Origin of the sequence: Sulfitobacter sp. S190, assembly GCF_025141935.1 — a bacterium.
Classification (GTDB): Bacteria; Pseudomonadota; Alphaproteobacteria; order Rhodobacterales; family Rhodobacteraceae; genus Sulfitobacter.
In genome coordinates this window covers 2324577-2341357 of the sequence record NZ_CP081120.1, presented here as the reverse complement: position 1 = coordinate 2341357, position 16781 = coordinate 2324577, and the positions used below count along the sequence as shown (strand labels likewise).

The following is a 16781-nucleotide window of genomic DNA, read 5'->3' as shown; positions in this document are numbered from 1 at the left end:
TGGGGCGGATGCGCCCTAGCGGTTCATCCGGTTTTCGATAAGGTCATCGACCACCGATGGATCGGCCAGCGTCGAGGTATCCCCCAGCGCGCCATAGTCGTTCTCGGCGATCTTGCGCAGGATGCGGCGCATGATCTTGCCCGAACGTGTCTTGGGCAGGCCCGGCGCCCACTGGATCAGATCGGGCTTGGCGATGGGGCCGATTTCGCTGCGCACCCAGGTTTCCAACTCGCGGCGCAGCGCATCCGACGGCTCTTGCCCGCCCATCAGCGTGACGTAGCAATAGATGCCCTGGCCCTTGATGTCGTGCGGGTATCCCACCACGGCGGCCTCCGCGACCTGCTTGTGCGCAACCAGCGCGCTTTCGACCTCCGCGGTGCCCATCCGGTGGCCCGACACGTTGATCACATCGTCCACGCGGCCGGTGATCCAGTAATCGCCATCCGCGTCGCGCTTGGCCCCGTCACCGGTGAAGTAATAGCCGGGGTAATCCGCGAAATAGGTCTTCTCGAACCGCTCGTGATCGCCCCAGACCGTGCGCATCTGGCCGGGCCAGCTGTCGGCGATGCACAACACCCCCTCGGCGGGGTTCTCGGAGATGATCTCGGCGGTCGTGGGCTCCAGAATGACGGGCTGGATGCCGAAAAACGGCTTCATCGCCGATCCGGGCTTCATCGCATGGGCGCCGGGCAGGGGGGTCATCAAATGGCCGCCCGTTTCGGTCTGCCACCAGGTGTCGACAATCGGGCAACGGCCGCCGCCGACAATCTCGTTGTACCAGTTCCAGGCTTCGGGGTTGATCGGCTCGCCCACCGTGCCCAGCACCCGCAAGGCACTCAGATCACACCCTTCGACAAAACTGTTGCCCTGACCCATCAGGGCCCGGATGGCGGTGGGGGCCGTGTAGAACTGCGTGACCTTGTGCTTTTCACACACCTGCCAGAACCGGCTGGCGTCGGGATAGGTCGGCACACCCTCGAACATCACCGTGGTGGCCCCGTTGGCCAGCGGGCCATACACGATATAGCTGTGGCCGGTCACCCAGCCCACGTCCGCCGTGCACCAGTAGATATCGCCGTCCTTGTAATCGAACGTCACCTCATGGGTCAGCGCGGCATAAACCAGATAGCCGCCAGTGGTATGGACCACCCCCTTGGGCATGCCTGTCGACCCCGAGGTGTACAGAATGAACAGCGGATCCTCGGCATCCATGACGGCAGGCTCGCAGGTGTCCGCGACCTCGGCGGCGCGTGCGTTGTAGTCCACGTCGCGCGCGTCATCCCACGCCACATCGCCGCCGGTGCGGCGCACGGTCAGGCACTTCACGGACGGATCGCACCCCGCCAGCGCCTTGTCGGCATTGGCCTTCAGCGGCGTGTTGCGCCCGCCGCGCGGGGCCTCGTCGGCGGTGATGACGACCTTGGCCTCGGACCCGTTGACACGGGCAGCCAGCGCATCGGGCGAAAATCCCGCGAAAACAATGGAATGGATCGCACCGATCCGGGCGCAGGCCAGCATGGCATAGGCCGCTTCGGGGATCATCGGCAGATACAGGACCACCCGGTCGCCCTTGCCCACGCCCAGTTCCTTGAGCACATTTGCCATCCGGCAGGTGCCCGCATGCAAATCACGGTAGGTGATGTGCTGTGCGCCCGCGTCGGGGCTGTCGGGCTCCCAGATGATCGCTGTCTGGTCGCCGCGCGTGTCCAGATGGCGGTCGATGCAATTGGCCGACACGTTCAGCTGTCCGTCGGCGTACCAGTTGATGTGGACATTGCCCAAGGTGAAATCGACATCCTTGATCTGCGTCGGGGCGCGCATCCAGTCAATGCGCTTGGCCTGTTCGCTCCAGAACGCATCGGGATCATCGAGCGATGCGGCATACATCTTCTCATAGGCGGCGGCGTCCACATTGGCATTGGCGGCCATCTCTTCGCTGGGCGGAAAGGTCTTGGCGGTATCGGACATCTTGGGGGTCTCCTCCGGGGGCTGGCGCCGCGTCTTTTGCATTCACGCGCGGCTAAACCATGGTTTTTTCGCAGCTTATGGCCAAGATTGCGCAAAAGAAACACGCAGGCCAAACCATGCGGCCGCTTCTGTAAAGTTATTTCCGCCGTTCTGGAAAACTTGTAAATCCGACCTTTGGGCAAGGGGATGGCGGCCACGGCACCGCACCGTCACTGCGGCCAGCCGGTCTGCACTGCTGCCAAAGCCAGCGATCTGCGACCAAAGCACACCCGCCACGCGCGGCACGCCCGCGGCGCGCGTTGGGGGGTTGGCACTGACCCACCGTCACGCTAGCCTTTCGCGCAAGCGCGTCAGCGAAGACGTGCACAAACTGGGAGAGACCAATGACCAAATACCTCAGCGGCGCCGCCGTCTGCGCCATCAGCTTTGCTTTCGTGACCGAAGCCGCCGCCACCGAATGGAACGTGTCGGTGTGGGGCAAACGCCGCGCCTTCACCGAACACGTCGAAAAAATCGCCGAACTGGTGTCCGAAAAGACCGGCGGCGAATTCACCATGAACGTCAGCTACGGCGGCCTGTCCAAAAACCGCGAAAACCTCGACGGCATTTCCATCGGCGCGTTCGAGATGGCGCAATTCTGTGCGGGCTACCACCGCGACAAGAATCGCGTGATCACCGTGCTGGAACTGCCTTTCCTGGGTGTTGAAAACCTCGAACAGGAAGTCGCCGTTTCCAAGGCCGTCTATGCCCACCCCGCCGCCGCCGAAGAAATGGCGCAATGGAACGCAAAGCTTTTGATGACGTCGCCCATGCCCCAGTACAATCTGGTCGGCACCGGCGATCCGCGCGATGAACTGTCCGAATTTGAAGGCATGCGCGTGCGGGCCACGGGCGGCATCGGCCAGGCCTTCGAGGCCGTCGGCGGTGTGCCCACCTCCGTGACCGCGACCGAAGCGTTCCAGGCGATGGAAGGCGGCGTCGTTGACACCGTGGCCTTCGCCCAGCACGCTCACCTCAGCTTTGGCACCATCAACGAAGCCGACTGGTGGACAGCCAACCTCAACCCCGGCACCGTGAACTGCCCCGTGGTGGTGAACATCGACGCCTATGAGAGCCTCTCTGACGCCGAGCGCGAGGCCCTCGACAGCTCCGTGGACGAAGCGCTCGATCACTATCTGGCCAACTACGCCGAACTGCTCGAGCGCTGGGACAGCGTGCTCGAGGAAAAAGGCGTGCAGAAAGTCGAAATCGCCCCCGAGGTGATCGCGGAATTCCGCAAGACCGCCGCCGATCCGATCCGTGACGCTTGGATCTCCGACATGGAAGCGCAGGGCCTTCCCGGTCAGGAACTCTACGACCTCGTGGTCAAGACACTGGCCGACGCCAAGGGCGACAGCTAAGCCCGCGGTCCGTGCCAATGGGTGCGCCGTCCGGTGTACGGGCGGTGCACAATCTGTGCACACTGTGTGACACGCGAAAAAGGTCCGCAAACGGGCCGGTTTGACACGATCAGGGGCGCGCCGAAACCGCGCCCCGATCTGCACCTTGAGGGAGGGGAAGATGGCAGGATCAGCCGCCGTGCTCGAAGACAGCAGCACGCTGAGTAAACTCGACAGGATGTTGTTGCCGGTGGAGCGTTTTTGCGCGCTTCTCAGCGGTCTGGCGATCTTTTCGCTGATGTTTCTGGCCGCCTATTCGGTGACCGGCCGGAAGTTTTTTTCCAGCCCGCTGGCGGGCTATGTGGACTACATCGAAGCGGCCATGCCGATCATCGCCATCATGGGAGTTTCCTATGTCCAGCGCGACGGCACACACATCCGTATGGACATGCTTGTCGGGGCGCTAAGGGGCCGTATTCTTTGGTTTTTCGAGCTGGTCTCGGTGCTGCTGATGCTGGTGCTGATCGTGGCGCTCACGTGGGGTGCGTGGGAACATTTCGACCGCTCGTTCGACTGCGCGCGCCCCCTGTGCAGCCGCGACAGCTCCATCGACATCGGCATCCCCATCTGGCCCAGCAAACTCGTCGTGCCGGTGGCTTTCGCCGTTCTGACCCTGCGGCTGGTGTTGCAGGCATGGGGCTACGGACGCGCGCTTGTTCTGGGGCTTGAAAACCCGGTCGCCGTGCCGCTGACGCTCTCGATCGAGGAACAGGCACGCGCCGAAGCCGAAGCGCTGGAAGGGGCGGACTGATGGAACCGATCACCATAGGTATCTATGTTTCGCTGGGCATGCTCGTGCTCGTCGTGCTCGGCATGCGCGTCGCCTTCGCCGCCGGCCTCGCGGGCTTTGTCGGGCTGGTCTGGCTGCGCTGGAACGGCTTTGACTACGACCCGGACCGTTTCTGGAAAGCCGTTGAAATCAGTGTGAAAATCGCGGGTCTGACGCCGCACTCCAAGGTTAGCGCCCAAGTTCTGTCGCTGATCCCTGTCTTCATCATGATCGGATATCTGGCCTATTACGCCAAGCTGACAACCGCCCTTTTCGAGGCCGCGAAACGCTGGATCGCGTGGGTGCCGGGCGGGCTCGCTGTCTCGACCGTCTTTGCCACCGCGGGCTTTGCCGCCGTGTCCGGTGCATCCGTTGCCACCGCGGCCGTGTTCGCCCGCATCGCGATCCCCGAAATGCTCAAGATCGGGTACAACAAACAGTTTGCCGCAGGCGTCGTCGCCGCCGGGGGTACGCTGGCCTCGCTCATCCCGCCCTCCGCGATCCTCGTGATCTACGCGATCATCGTCGAACAGGACGTCGGCAAGCTGCTGCTGGCAGGCTTCATTCCCGGAGCGTTTTCGGCGGTCGTCTATGCGGGGCTGATCATCGGCATCGCAATGGTGTTAAAGAACGTAGGCCCGCCCGTGCGCGGCTTTACCTGGGGCGAGCGTCTTGCCTCGCTGCCGCCCGCCTTGCCGATTGTGGCGGTCGTCGTGATCATCATCTTCTTTGTCTACAACCCTTTCGGAGACGCCTGGGGCACCCCGACCGAGGGCGGGGCAGTGGGCGCATTCATCGTGTTCCTCATGGCCTTGTGGAAAGGCATGCGGTGGAACCAGTTGAAAGAGGCGCTGCTCGAGACCGCCAAGCTGACGGTGATGATCTTCACGATCATCTGGGGCGTGCTGATCTACGTGCGTTTTCTGGGGTTTGCGGAACTGCCGGATGCCTTTGCCGCGTGGATTACATCGCTCGAAATGGCACCGATCGTCATACTGGTGTGCATTTTGCTGGCCTATGCGGTGCTGGGCATGTTCATGGATGCGATCGGCATGCTGCTGTTGACGCTGCCCGTCGTATACCCGGCCGTAATGGCCCTGAACGGCGGCGAGACAGTCGCGGCGGCGGATTCGGCATTCGGCATGTCCGGCCCGATGTGCGCCATCTGGTTCGGTATTCTTGTGGTCAAAATGGCGGAGTTCTGCCTGATCACGCCGCCCATCGGGCTTAACTGTTTTGTCGTGGCGGGCGTGCGGGATGACCTGACCGTTCAGGACGTGTTCAAAGGCGTCACGCCGTTCTTTATCGCGGATGCAATCACGATTGCCCTGCTGGTGGCATTTCCTGGGATCGTGCTCTGGCTGCCCAGCCTCGCGGGCTGACAGGCGGGCAGGCGCGGCTATCCCGTGCCTGCCTCGGGCTCGGCGTCGGGATCGCGCGGCGCTTGCTGGCTGCTGTCGAGAAAGTTTCCGATGATTTTCAGCGCCGTTACGTTTTCGCAGACCACCTTGAACACCACAAGAAACGGCACCGCGATCAAGGCACCGGGTATGCCCCAGAGCCAACCCCAGATCACGACCGTCAGAAACACGGCAACCGTGTTCATCTCGAGCCGCTTTCCGACAAGCCAGGGGGTGATGAACTGCCCCTCGATGCCGGTGAGGACCTGATAGCCCAGCGGCGCCAGAAGCGCGAAGCCGACGCTGTCGAAGGTAATGATCGCATAGGCGCCCGCGATCAGCGATCCGATCACCCCGCCGATGTAGGGCAGGTAGTTGAGCAAGAACGCCATGATCCCGAAAATATGCGCGCCGGGCAGGCCCAGCAGCCACAAGAACACGCCGACCGAAAGGCCAAGTGCCGCGTTGATCACCGTGATTGTCAGCAGATACCGCGACACCCGACGTTCGACATCATACACGGCGGCAAGCGCGCGTTTCTTGCCTGTCAGCGTCTGGAACGATTGCACCAGTTTAACGTAAAACAGATCCCCCGACGCGATGAGGAACATCGCGAGTATGAGGGTCACGGCTAGCGTGCCCCCCAGTTTGATCGCCGTATTCAGCGCGCTGTTGAGCAGGGAAGGCTGCTGTACGACAACCTCTTGCGGCGCCTCCTCACCGGCTGAGATTTCCTGCACCTTTTCGGTGGCTTCGCGTACGGATTCGACGGTCTCGCTCATCCCCGACAGCTTGGCTTCGATCTGCTGACCCATGCGCGGCAGATCTTCTGACCAGAGCGCAATGGTCCCCGCCGAAAGCCCTGCAATGCCAAGAAAAACAGTGCCCGCCGTGCCCACGAGCAGCACCGCGGCGAGCCCGTTTGGCAGCCCCATCCGCTCAAGCGCGCGGGCCACCGGGCTGAGCGTCAGAGCGAGAAGCAAGCCGAGGATGATCGGCAGGATAAGGTCCTTGGCGAAGTAGGCCGTCACGAAGACGGCGATCACGCACAGCAGTTGCAGGGATCGGCGGATCGAGGTGATGTCGTCCAAGGCAGGCTCCGATGCGCGAGGGTGTGTAGGAGATAACGCCGCAATCCCAGATATGGTTCAAGGCTTATTGCATTGTATCTGCTTTGCGCTTGACCTCGGGCCCGCGCGGGCCGCAGATAAGCCCTCTGGTCCTCCAACGGCGCGCCGCAATGATCCGTTTTCTGCACAGTTCCGATCTGCATTTGGGCAAACCTTTCGGGCGCTATCCCGAAGACGTGCGCGGGCGTCTGCGCCAGGCGCGCCACGGTGCGCTGGACCGGTTGGCCCAAGCCGCGCGGGAGGGTGGCGCAGGGCTGGTCCTGCTGGCGGGCGACACCTTTGATCAGGAAACGCCGAACCCTGCGGTCGTGCGACAGGCGCTTAACACAATGGCCGGGGCACAGGATATCCGGTGGGTTCTGATGCCGGGCAACCACGACAGCCTTGCCGCCGCAGAGGCCTGGCGCATCATCACCCGCGACAAACCCGAAAACGTCATTCTGGCACTCGATGACAGCCCGCTGGATCTGTCACAAGCGTGGCTATTGCCCGCACCTTGCACTGAACGGTCGCCGGGCCGCGATTTGACCCGCAGCATGGACCAGCCGTCCCCCGAAGGGGCCATAAGGATCGGTCTGGGCCACGGCGGGATCGTCGATTTCCAGAGCATGGGCGATGCGGGCACCGCCGGCCCCACCGGTGTCATTCCACCCGACAGGGCGGAGCAGTCGGGACTGGCGTATCTGGCGCTCGGCGATTGGCACGGGCAAATGCAGGTGACGCCGCACTGCTGGTATTCGGGCACGCCCGAGCGGGACAGTTTCCGGCATGCGGCTGCTGCGTCGGCCTTGTTGGTCACGGTGGAGGCGGCGGGCGCCCAACCGCAGGTCAGCCCGATCGAAACAGGTGCGATCGACTGGCAAGCCGACACGCTCGATATGACACCGGACGATGATCCGGCGGCCCTGCTCGAGCGCGCGGTGCCCGCAGTGGCGGACAGGCGCGATTGTAATCTGCGGCTGCGGTTCGGGGGCCGCGCGCGGATGGACGCCCGCCAACGGATGCAGGCGATGCTTGACCGGATCGCACCGGATTTTCTGTCACTCGATGCGGATTTGTCGGGATTGGCGTTGGTGCACGATACGGATGATCTGGATGCCATCGATCCCACCGGAGGGGCGTTGCGGCTGACGGCCGACCGGCTGGTCGAGATGGCCCGTGACCCTGATGCGGCGCTGGAGGATCGGCGCGTGGCCGATGCGGCCCTGTCGCTGTTGTTCGGATTTGCGGCACAGGCACCTGACCCATGAAGCTGCGCGCCCTTCACCTGACCAACGTGCGCCGGTTTGCGGGACAAACCGCATCTGTAACGGGTATTGCCGACGGTATCACGGTGGTGTCCGAAGCGAATGAATTCGGCAAATCGACCTTTTTCGACGCACTTCACGCGCTGTTCTTCACCAAATCGAGCGCGACCGGGCGCGAGGTGCGCGCGCTCGAGCCACATTCCGGTGGCGCGGTGCAGGTGTCGGCAGACATCGAAACCGCAGAGGGGCTCTTTACCATCGAGAAGAGCTTCTTGCGCAAGAAATACGCAAGGGTGAGCGACGCCAACGGGCGTATCGTGGCGCAGGATGACGAGGCCGAGCGCTGGATCGCACGCCTGATGGGGGAGGGCGCGGACGGGCCGGCGGGGCTTTTGTGGGTGCGACAAGGCGTGACAGGGCTGGAGCCACAGGGTGCGAGCACTGCGGAGCGTGACAGGCTGCGCGAGAGCCGCCGCGATGTGCTGTCCTCGGTCGCGGGTGAAATCGACATGGTGACCGGCGGTCGCCGGATGGACCGTGTGCTGGGCGCGTGCAACGATGCGCTCGAGGCGCTGGCCACCAAGCAGGGGCGCCCCAAAACCGGCGGCGCCTGGAAAGACGCGGTCGATGCGGTAAGCACACTGAACGACAGGGCGGCCGATCTGGGGGCGAAATGCCGCGATCTGGCCGAGGCGCTGCAAAGCCGTAAGCGGGTCGAGCAAACGCTTGCCAAACTGGCCGATCCCGCGCTGCGCCAGTCCCGACAGGACGCGTTCGATACCGCATCCGCGACCTTGGAGACCGCGCGCGCACATGCTGCACGCGCGCAGGCTGCACGCGCCGATGTGGACCTGCGCACGCTCGAGCTTGGCAATGACCAAGCGAGCCTCGCCGCCGTTGTGGCACAGGATGAAGCGGTGCAAAGGGCGGCCAAGGCGCAGGCGGAGGCGCACAAGGAGGCGAAGGTCATCGACGACCGGCTCGCCGAAGAACGCCGCACAGCCGAGGCGGCGGGTAAGCAGGCCAAAGCCGCGTTGGATGCGTTTGAAGCGCTGCGCTCGCGCCAGCAAAGGGCCCGTACGGCCGCATTGCGCGTCTCGCTGGCGGCGCAACTGGACACGCTGCGCGCGAGGATCAGCAAGGCCGAGGCCGCGCGAACCGCGCTTGAATCGGCGAAGGCCGATTTGAGTGTGATGAAGGTATCGGCGGACGTACTTGCCCGCATCGACGCGGCGCAGAATACGCTCGATCTTGCGCGGCAGGCAGCGCAGGCCAGTGCCGTGTCGGTCCGGTTCGATCCCACCGGGGGCGCGGTGCCGATGATGGACGGTGTGCCGTTTGACCCTCAAGCGGCGTTGGCCCTGCGCGAGACTGCAACACTGACTTTGCCCGGCTTCGGTGCTATTACCATCGATCCGGGTGACCAAAAGGCCGACGCCGGAGATATCGACACTGCCGAACGCGCGCTTGCGCATCTGCTGGACGACGCGGACTGCGCCGATGTGGCCGCGGCGCGCAACGCTGCACGCGCCCGCCGCGAGACGCAAACGGCGCTGCAACAACACCAGACTGTCCTGCAGGCGCTGGCACCCGACGGGCTTCCGGCGCTCCAGCAAGAGGCGGCAACTCTCGTTCAGCAGATGGGCGCGGCCACCGACGCGGATGAGGAAACGGACGCAGAGACACTTGCCGATCTGCTCGCCAATGCGCAGCAGGCTGCAGAGACCACACGCAAGGCGCAGACCGAAGCCGAGGCGCGCCTGCGTGAAACAGAGCGCGCGGCGATGGCGGCGCAGGCCACGCAGGCCCAGACCCGCGCCGCGTTCGAGGCCGCAACCGCCGAGCGTGGCAACGACGCGGATTTCGATGCCCGCAAACAGGCCGCTGGCCATGCCTTGGCCCGCGCCGAAGCCGCCTTGACCCAAGCGCAGCGGCACCTTGAGGACATCGACGGGGGGGCAATCGATCTGGGCACGGCGGAGGCGGATGTGAAACGCACCCGTGCCGTGCTCGACAATGCCGCCCGCGACATCCAGCGGCTGGAAACCGAGAAAGCAACGCTGGACGGCCGGATCGCCACACGGGCGGAAAACGGGGTCGAAGAAGCGCTTGCCGAAGTCGAAGGCCAACTGCACGCCGCGCGCCAGCGTGCCGATAACCTCGCACGGGAAGTGGCCGCGCTGCAGCTTTTGGCCGATACGCTCTCGCAGACCCGAACCGCGGCCCGCGAGGCCTATTTCGAGCCGATCAAGCAGGAACTCAAGCCGTTGATGTCGATTGTGCACGGTGCAGGAGAGCTGAGCTTTGATGACAACCTGCTGCCGGACACGCTCGCGCGGGACGGGGTTGCAGAAGAGCTGGGCACGCTGAGCGGTGGCACCCGCGAACAGATCGCGATTTTGACCCGTCTTGCGTTTGCGCGGCTGTTCGCGCGTCAGGGGCGCGAGGTGCCGATCATTCTGGACGACGCGCTTGTGTATTCCGATGACGACCGCATCGTGAAGATGTTTACGGCCTTGCACCGCGTGGCCGAGGACCAGCAGGTCATCGTCTTTACCTGCCGCCAGATGGCGTTCGATACGCTCGGCGGGGACCGCCCTCGGGTGAGAATTTCGGACGCGGCCGGCTGATCTGCCTATTGATTGGGCAGTTGGCCCAATTTCGATGCGCAGGATGCACCCCAGACCTACCGCGGGCCGGACCCATGTGATCGAGTGGGGCGAACAACCCTATGGTGGCCCCGATAACACTCTTGACGAGAAAACATTCGCCCGCCCGCGCGGTGGCCCCGGCGCAGCCCCGCGCCGTGGGGGCGGCGCATGTGGCGGTCCGTGCGCGGGACGGCAGGACCGCTTTGGCGGACCTGCGGCAATCGGGCTGTCTGAAGCTGGTGTTTCCCACAACGCACCGCCCCGAGGCCGAAGCGGTGCTGGTCAACACGGCGGGCGGTGTCACCGGTGGTGACAGGTTGGCCCTGTCGGCAGAGGTCGGTGCCGATGCGCGGCTGACCGTAACCACCCAAGCCGCCGAACGCCTGTACCGCGCGACCGCCGGATCACAGGGCAACATCCAGAACACCCTCAGCGTCGGGCAGGGCGGGCATTTGAACTGGTTGCCGCAGGAAACGATCGTTTTCGATCACGCCGCAGTATCGCGGCGGTTGCAGATTTCGCTCGCACGGGATGCGACCGCGGTGATGGTCGAGACCCTGATTTTCGGGCGCACGGCGATGGGCGAGCGCGTTGCTTGCGTGGATTTGTGGGACCGGATCGCCATTGATCGCGCGGGCAGCCCGATCTTTCGCGATGCGGTGCGCCTGAGCGGGGATGCCAGCCGCAGCCTGCGCGGTGCCGCGACGGGTGCGGGGGCCTGCGCGGTCAGCAGCATCGTTATGGTCGGACCGCAGGCGCCTGCGCTGCTCGGGCAGGTGCGCGCGTTGCTGCCCGTGACGGGCGGGGCGAGCCTGCTTGCGGCCGATGTTCTGGTTGTGCGGTTGCTGGCGGCAGACGGGCTTGCCCTGCGGCGCAGCCTGATCCCGATCCTCGACCGACTGACCCACCAATCCCTGCCGACTGTCTGGAGACTGTAAGAGATGCAATTGACCCCCCGTGAGAAGGACAAGTTACTGGTGGCGATGGCCGCCGAAGTGGCCCGCAAAAGGCTGGCCCGCGGGGTCAAGCTGAACCATCCCGAAGCGATCGCCCTGATCACCGATGCGGTTGTCGAGGGCGCCCGCGACGGCCGGTCGGTGGCCGACATGATGCAGGCGGGAGGGCATGTGCTGTCGCGTGAGCAATGTATGGACGGCGTGGCCGAGATGATCCCCGAAGTGCAGGTCGAAGCGACATTCCCCGATGGCACCAAGCTGGTGACCGTCCACAATCCGATCCGCTAGGAGACGCAGATGATCCCCGGAGAACTCATGCCCGCACAGGGCGACATCACGCTGAATGCGCAGGCGCAGGCCATCACGCTGGTGGTCGCAAATACCGGCGACAGGCCGGTGCAGGTCGGCAGCCATTACCACTTTGCCGAGACGAATCCCGCGCTCGACTTCGACCGTGCCGCCGCGCGGGGCCACAGGCTCGACATCGCGGCAGGAACAGCGGTGCGCTTTGAGCCGGGGCAGGCGCGTGAAGTGTCACTCATCCCCATCGGTGGCGCACGGCGGATATTCGGCTTCAACGGTCAGGTTATGGGAGATCTGGAATGAAGGGGTTTTTACCGGTGCAAATGTGGGCAAACGCCTTCCAGATCGGAATGGTCGCTGCCGAAGCGCAGGCGGTGATCGGGATGCGCATGCTGGGGATGGCGGGGATATGGTCGGTCACGCGCAATGAAAACAACCGGATGCTGTCCGAAAAAGCCTATGCGCTGACGAAATCGGGCACCGACGCGGCGCGTGTCATGGCCCGGGGCGGCCCGCCCGAAAAGATCGCGCAGGCGGCCATCAAACCCATCCGCCAAACCACCCGCGCCAATGCCAAACGGCTGGCCAAGCGCGGCACCAAGAAGAAATAGCGTCTGCCCGTGTTCGGCCCCCAGACCCCCATCCGCAACGACCTTCGGAGCTTTTGATATGGCGACCAGAATTCCACGTGCCCAATATGCCGCGATGTATGGCCCGACCACCGGTGACCGGGTGCGGCTTGCCGATACCGATCTGGTCATCGAGGTCGAACGTGACCTCACCCTATACGGCGAGGAGGTGAAGTTCGGCGGTGGCAAAGTCATTCGTGACGGGATGGGCCAATCCCAGACGACCCGCGCACAGGGGGCGGTGGATACGGTCATCACCAATGCGCTGATTCTGGATCACACAGGCATCTACAAGGCCGATGTGGCGCTGCGTGACGGTCTGATCGCGGCGATCGGCAAAGCGGGCAACCCCGACATGCAGGACGGTGTGGACATCATCATCGGGCCCGGAACCGAAGTGATCGCGGGCGAGGGGCGGATCGTCACGGCGGGCGGCATTGACAGCCATATCCACTTCATCGCACCCCAGCAGATAGAGGACGCGCTGCACTCGGGAGTGACCACCTGCTTTGGCGGAGGGACCGGCCCGGCGCACGGAACCCTTGCCACCACCTGCACGCCCGGGTCGTGGCACATCGGGCGGATGATGCAGGCATTTGACGCGATCCCGATGAACATCGGTCTGTCGGGCAAAGGCAACGCAAGCCAGCCCGACGCGCTGGTCGAGATGGTCAAGGCGGGCGCCTGCGCGCTCAAGCTGCACGAGGATTGGGGCACCACACCGGCCGCCATCGACTGCTGCCTGTCGGTGGCCGACGATATGGACGTTCAGGTGATGATCCACACCGATACGCTCAACGAAAGCGGTTTTGTCGAGCATACGGTGGGCGCCATGAAGGGCCGGACCATTCACGCCTTCCACACGGAGGGAGCCGGAGGCGGGCACGCGCCGGACATCATCAAGATATGCGGCGACGCCAATGTGCTGCCGTCCTCCACCAACCCCACGCGGCCCTTTACAGTCAACACCGTGGAAGAACATCTCGACATGTTGATGGTGTGTCACCACCTCGATAAATCCATTCCCGAAGACATCGCCTTTGCGGAGAGCCGCATCCGCCGTGAAACCATCGCCGCAGAAGACGTGCTGCACGATATGGGCGCATTTTCGATCATCGCGTCCGACAGTCAGGCCATGGGACGCGTGGGCGAAGTGGTGATCCGGACATGGCAAACCGCCGACAAAATGCGCAAGCAGCGTGGCAGGCTGGCCGAGGAGACGGGCGAAAACGACAATTACCGGGTGCGCCGCTACATCTCCAAATACACGATCAACCCCGCCATCGCACAGGGCGTGAGCCATTGCGTGGGCAGCATCGAGGTCGGCAAACGTGCCGATCTGGTGTTGTGGAATCCGGCGTTTTTCGGGGTGAAGCCGGAGATGGTCTTGTTGGGCGGGACGATCGTTGTCGCGCAGATGGGCGATCCGAATGCGTCGATCCCGACCCCGCAACCGGTGTATTCGCGGCCCATGTTCGGGGCTTATGGCACGTCGGTCGCGCACGGGTCGGTCACCTTTGTGTCGCAGGCGGCACAGGCGGACGGCATTGGCGACGCGCTGGGCCTGTCGAAGCGCACGCAGGCCGTGCGCAACACGCGGACCATCGGCAAGGCGGACCTGATCCTCAACGATGCGACCCCCGTCATGGAGGTTGACCCCGAAACCTATGACGTGCGCGCCGATGGCGAATTGCTGACCTGTGCGCCTGCAGACGTGCTGCCCATGGCGCAGAGATATTTCCTGTTCTGAAAGAGACGATATGACCGATCATCTGAGCCAATCCGTCCTGCCCGCACAAAGCTGGGACAGCACGCACGCGACCGACAGCTGCACCTTGGGGTACGACGACCGCTTTTTGCGCCGCAAGGTGCTCACAACCGATCAGGGTAAGCAGCTTCTGGTGGATTTGCCGCAGACCACATCGCTGGGTCACGGAGACGGGCTGGCCCTCGCGCAGGGCGGCGTGATTGCGGTGCGCGCGGCGGACGAGCCGCTTTTGGAAGTATCCGGTCCGGATCTGGTCCGCTTGGCCTGGCACATCGGCAACCGCCACACACCGTGCCAGATCGAAGCGGACCGGTTGTTGATCCAGAGTGATCCGGTCATTGGTCACATGCTGGAGCATCTGGGCGCGCGGATCAGGGCTGTGACCGAGCCATTTACCCCCGAAGGCGGCGCATACGGCCACGGGCGCACCCACAGCCACAGCCACGGGCACACCGCGCACGAGCACACCCACGATCACCCGCACGGGCAGGGCCATGACCACAGCCATTGATGCGCACAGCGTTGCGGTCCTGACGCAGTGGTTTTCGCCGGGCTATCCGCTCGGCGCTTTTGCCTATTCCCACGGGCTCGAAACCGCGATCGCGGACGGGCGTCTGCGGGATGCGGCATCGGTCGAGGACTGGCTGACGGACGTCATCGCGCACGGGACGGGGCGCGCCGACGCAATATTGCTGCGTGCGGCCTTTGCAGCCCCCGACCGCGCGGCGCACGAAATGATCGACGCCATCGCGCGTGCCTATGCCGTCAGCGCCGAGCGGGTGCAGGAAACGGTGTTGCAGGGTGCGGCATTTGCCGCGACGACGGCGGCGATCTGGGGCGATGACACGCCTGCCTTTACACTTCCCGTGGCGGTCGCGGTGGCCGCCCGCGCACAGAACCTGCCGCTGGATCTGACAGTCGCGATGTACCTGCAGGCATTTGCGGCAAATCTGGTGTCAGCGGCGGTGCGTCTGATCCCGCTGGGCCAGACCGAAGGGCAGCTCGTTTTGCGCAACCTGATTGCTGTATGCCGCGATACGGCCGAAGCCACGCGCGGGCTGACGCTGGATGATCTGGCCAGCCACTGCTTTGGCTCGGACATTGCCGCGATGCGCCACGAAACACTCAAACACAGGATATTTCGATCATGACAAAGATGAACGGCCCGCTGCGCGTGGGCATCGGCGGACCCGTGGGCGCGGGCAAGACATCGCTCACGGCGGCCATTGCGAAGGCCCTGCATCCCCGCCTGTCGGTCGGGGTTATCACCAATGACATCTATACGCAGGAAGACGCCGAAGCGTTGATGCGCATGCAGATTTTGCCACAGGACCGGGTGATCGGTGTCGAAACCGGCGGCTGCCCGCACACCGCGATCCGGGAGGACGCGTCCATCAACCTCGCCGCAGTGGCCGAGATGCGCAAACGGCACGCGGACCTCGATATCGTTTTGATCGAAAGCGGCGGCGATAATCTGTCAGCGACGTTCAGCCCCGAATTGGCGGATCTGACCCTGTACGTGATCGACGTGGCCGCGGGAGAAGAAATTCCGCGCAAAGGGGGGCCGGCCATCACGAAATCCGATCTGTTGATCATCAACAAAACCGATCTCGCCCCACATGTGGGCGCGTCGCTCGAGGTGATGGAGCGCGATGCGGCGCGGATGCGGGCGGGCAAACCCTTTGTCTTTTGCGCCGTGCGGCACGGGCAGGGGACGGACACCGTGGTCGAGCATCTGCTCAACGCGGGCGGATTGCCGCGTCCGGCGCCAGTGGAGAATGCCGCGCGCGCACCCGTCCACGGTTGACACGGTGCATGCCCGACCGGACGGGGGGCTCCGGATCGGGGCGGATCAGTCCGGTCCGTGCACAAACAGACCCGAGGCCAGAAGGTCCATGTGCGATTTGACCAGCTGGTCCGTGTCTAGGGGGGCGATCTCCTCGAAGGTCAGCCGCCAGATGGCCGACATCAGAACCGGAGCCATGATCAGCTTGGGGTCGTACGCCAACGCCTCCGGCCGAACCTCACCCCGCGCGACACCCAGCGCCAGCATCTGAGACAGCATGTCCTGCGCTGCGCTCAAAATCGTGTCGTGGTAAAAGCGCGTAAGCTCGGGAAACTGTTGCCCTTCGGCGATCAATACCCGCAGCAACACGATCGTATCCCTGTCGACAAGCCGGGCGTACATCGTGTCGAGCAGATGGTGCAAAAGCTCCGGAAAGGGCCGGTCTGCGGCTGATCCCACGTGACGTGCGTCGGCCATGACATCGCCGATGCGCACGCGAAACGCTTCCTTGATCAGCGCCTCCTTGTCATCGAAATACAGATAAACAGTTGATCTTGCGATATTTGCCCGTGCCGCGATTGAGCCGATGGACGTGGCTGAATAGCCCTTGATCGCGAATTCCTGAACCGCTGCATCAATGATGTCGGACGGGCGCATCTCTTTGCGCCGGCTGCGTTTGGGCTTCGTCATTCTTCATCCCCGGTTGATATTTCGCCCCTTAATGACATATGTGTC

Annotated in this window: 16 protein-coding genes; 13 read left to right on the top strand and 3 right to left on the bottom strand. The window is 64.0% G+C overall.

From position 1 onward, the window contains the following. Positions 1 to 15 precede the first annotated feature (15 nt). The gene (gene acs / locus K3756_RS11750) at positions 16 to 1968 is read right to left on the bottom strand and encodes an acetate--CoA ligase (RefSeq protein WP_259987590.1); all 1953 of its coding nucleotides are present in this window, start codon (positions 1966 to 1968) and stop codon (positions 16 to 18) included. A gap of 383 nt (positions 1969 to 2351) precedes the next feature. On the opposite strand from acs, the gene dctP reads away from it, so the two are divergent. The 3 genes from dctP (at position 2352) to K3756_RS11735 (ending at position 5558) form a co-directional block, all read left to right on the top strand. Further along, complete coding sequence (gene dctP / locus K3756_RS11745) at positions 2352 to 3368, top strand: TRAP transporter substrate-binding protein DctP (RefSeq protein WP_259987589.1); 1017 nt, start codon at positions 2352 to 2354, stop codon at positions 3366 to 3368. A 160-nt stretch (positions 3369 to 3528) separates the two neighbouring features. Next, the gene (locus K3756_RS11740) at positions 3529 to 4158 is read left to right on the top strand and encodes a TRAP transporter small permease subunit (protein ID WP_259987588.1); all 630 of its coding nucleotides are present in this window, start codon (positions 3529 to 3531) and stop codon (positions 4156 to 4158) included. Beyond that, positions 4158 to 5558 carry a TRAP transporter large permease gene (locus K3756_RS11735; RefSeq protein ID WP_259987587.1) on the top strand — a complete coding sequence of 467 codons (1401 nt, stop codon included), beginning with the start codon at positions 4158 to 4160 and terminating at the stop codon, positions 5556 to 5558. The genes K3756_RS11740 and K3756_RS11735 overlap by 1 nt, the downstream gene beginning before the upstream one ends. A 17-nt stretch (positions 5559 to 5575) precedes the next feature. On the opposite strand, the gene K3756_RS11730 is transcribed toward K3756_RS11735, so the two are convergent. Next, positions 5576 to 6667 (bottom strand): AI-2E family transporter, encoded by a 1092-nt coding sequence (locus K3756_RS11730; RefSeq protein WP_259987586.1) that lies wholly within the window; start codon positions 6665 to 6667, stop codon positions 5576 to 5578. Positions 6668 to 6816: 149 nt separating this feature from the next. Here K3756_RS11730 and K3756_RS11725 point away from each other — a divergent pair, with 149 nt between their 5' ends. The 10 genes from K3756_RS11725 to ureG all read left to right on the top strand — a co-directional run bounded on the left by K3756_RS11725 (position 6817) and on the right by ureG (position 16067). Continuing rightward, complete coding sequence (locus K3756_RS11725; protein ID WP_259987585.1) at positions 6817 to 7956, top strand: DNA repair exonuclease; 1140 nt, start codon at positions 6817 to 6819, stop codon at positions 7954 to 7956. After that, the gene (locus tag K3756_RS11720) at positions 7953 to 10583 is read left to right on the top strand and encodes an AAA family ATPase (protein WP_259987584.1); all 2631 of its coding nucleotides are present in this window, start codon (positions 7953 to 7955) and stop codon (positions 10581 to 10583) included. Before K3756_RS11725 ends, K3756_RS11720 begins: the two co-directional genes overlap by 4 nt. A gap of 122 nt (positions 10584 to 10705) precedes the next feature. Next, positions 10706 to 11542 carry an urease accessory protein UreD gene (locus K3756_RS11715; RefSeq protein ID WP_259987583.1) on the top strand — a complete coding sequence of 279 codons (837 nt, stop codon included), beginning with the start codon at positions 10706 to 10708 and terminating at the stop codon, positions 11540 to 11542. Between the two features lie 3 nt (positions 11543 to 11545). Next, positions 11546 to 11848 (top strand): urease subunit gamma, encoded by a 303-nt coding sequence (locus K3756_RS11710; protein ID WP_259987581.1) that lies wholly within the window; start codon positions 11546 to 11548, stop codon positions 11846 to 11848. A 9-nt stretch (positions 11849 to 11857) separates the two neighbouring features. Further along, positions 11858 to 12166, top strand: coding sequence for an urease subunit beta (locus tag K3756_RS11705; protein ID WP_259987579.1), 309 nt, complete (start codon positions 11858 to 11860; stop codon positions 12164 to 12166). Beyond that, positions 12163 to 12474 carry an antifreeze protein gene (locus tag K3756_RS11700; protein ID WP_259987577.1) on the top strand — a complete coding sequence of 104 codons (312 nt, stop codon included), beginning with the start codon at positions 12163 to 12165 and terminating at the stop codon, positions 12472 to 12474. The genes K3756_RS11705 and K3756_RS11700 overlap by 4 nt, the downstream gene beginning before the upstream one ends. A 58-nt stretch (positions 12475 to 12532) precedes the next feature. Further along, positions 12533 to 14242 carry an urease subunit alpha gene (gene ureC, locus K3756_RS11695; RefSeq protein WP_259987575.1) on the top strand — a complete coding sequence of 570 codons (1710 nt, stop codon included), beginning with the start codon at positions 12533 to 12535 and terminating at the stop codon, positions 14240 to 14242. 10 nt (positions 14243 to 14252) lie between these two features. After that, entirely contained in the window at positions 14253 to 14771 is a 519-nt protein-coding gene (locus K3756_RS11690; protein WP_259987573.1) for an urease accessory protein UreE, read from the top strand. Beyond that, entirely contained in the window at positions 14755 to 15411 is a 657-nt protein-coding gene (locus tag K3756_RS11685; protein WP_259987571.1) for an urease accessory protein UreF, read from the top strand. The genes K3756_RS11690 and K3756_RS11685 overlap by 17 nt, the downstream gene beginning before the upstream one ends. After that, positions 15408 to 16067 (top strand): urease accessory protein UreG, encoded by a 660-nt coding sequence (gene ureG / locus K3756_RS11680; protein WP_259987569.1) that lies wholly within the window; start codon positions 15408 to 15410, stop codon positions 16065 to 16067. Before K3756_RS11685 ends, ureG begins: the two co-directional genes overlap by 4 nt. A gap of 45 nt (positions 16068 to 16112) precedes the next feature. Here ureG and K3756_RS11675 read toward each other — a convergent pair whose 3' ends face one another. Further along, the gene (locus K3756_RS11675; RefSeq protein ID WP_259987567.1) at positions 16113 to 16736 is read right to left on the bottom strand and encodes a TetR/AcrR family transcriptional regulator; all 624 of its coding nucleotides are present in this window, start codon (positions 16734 to 16736) and stop codon (positions 16113 to 16115) included. Positions 16737 to 16781 lie beyond the last annotated feature (45 nt).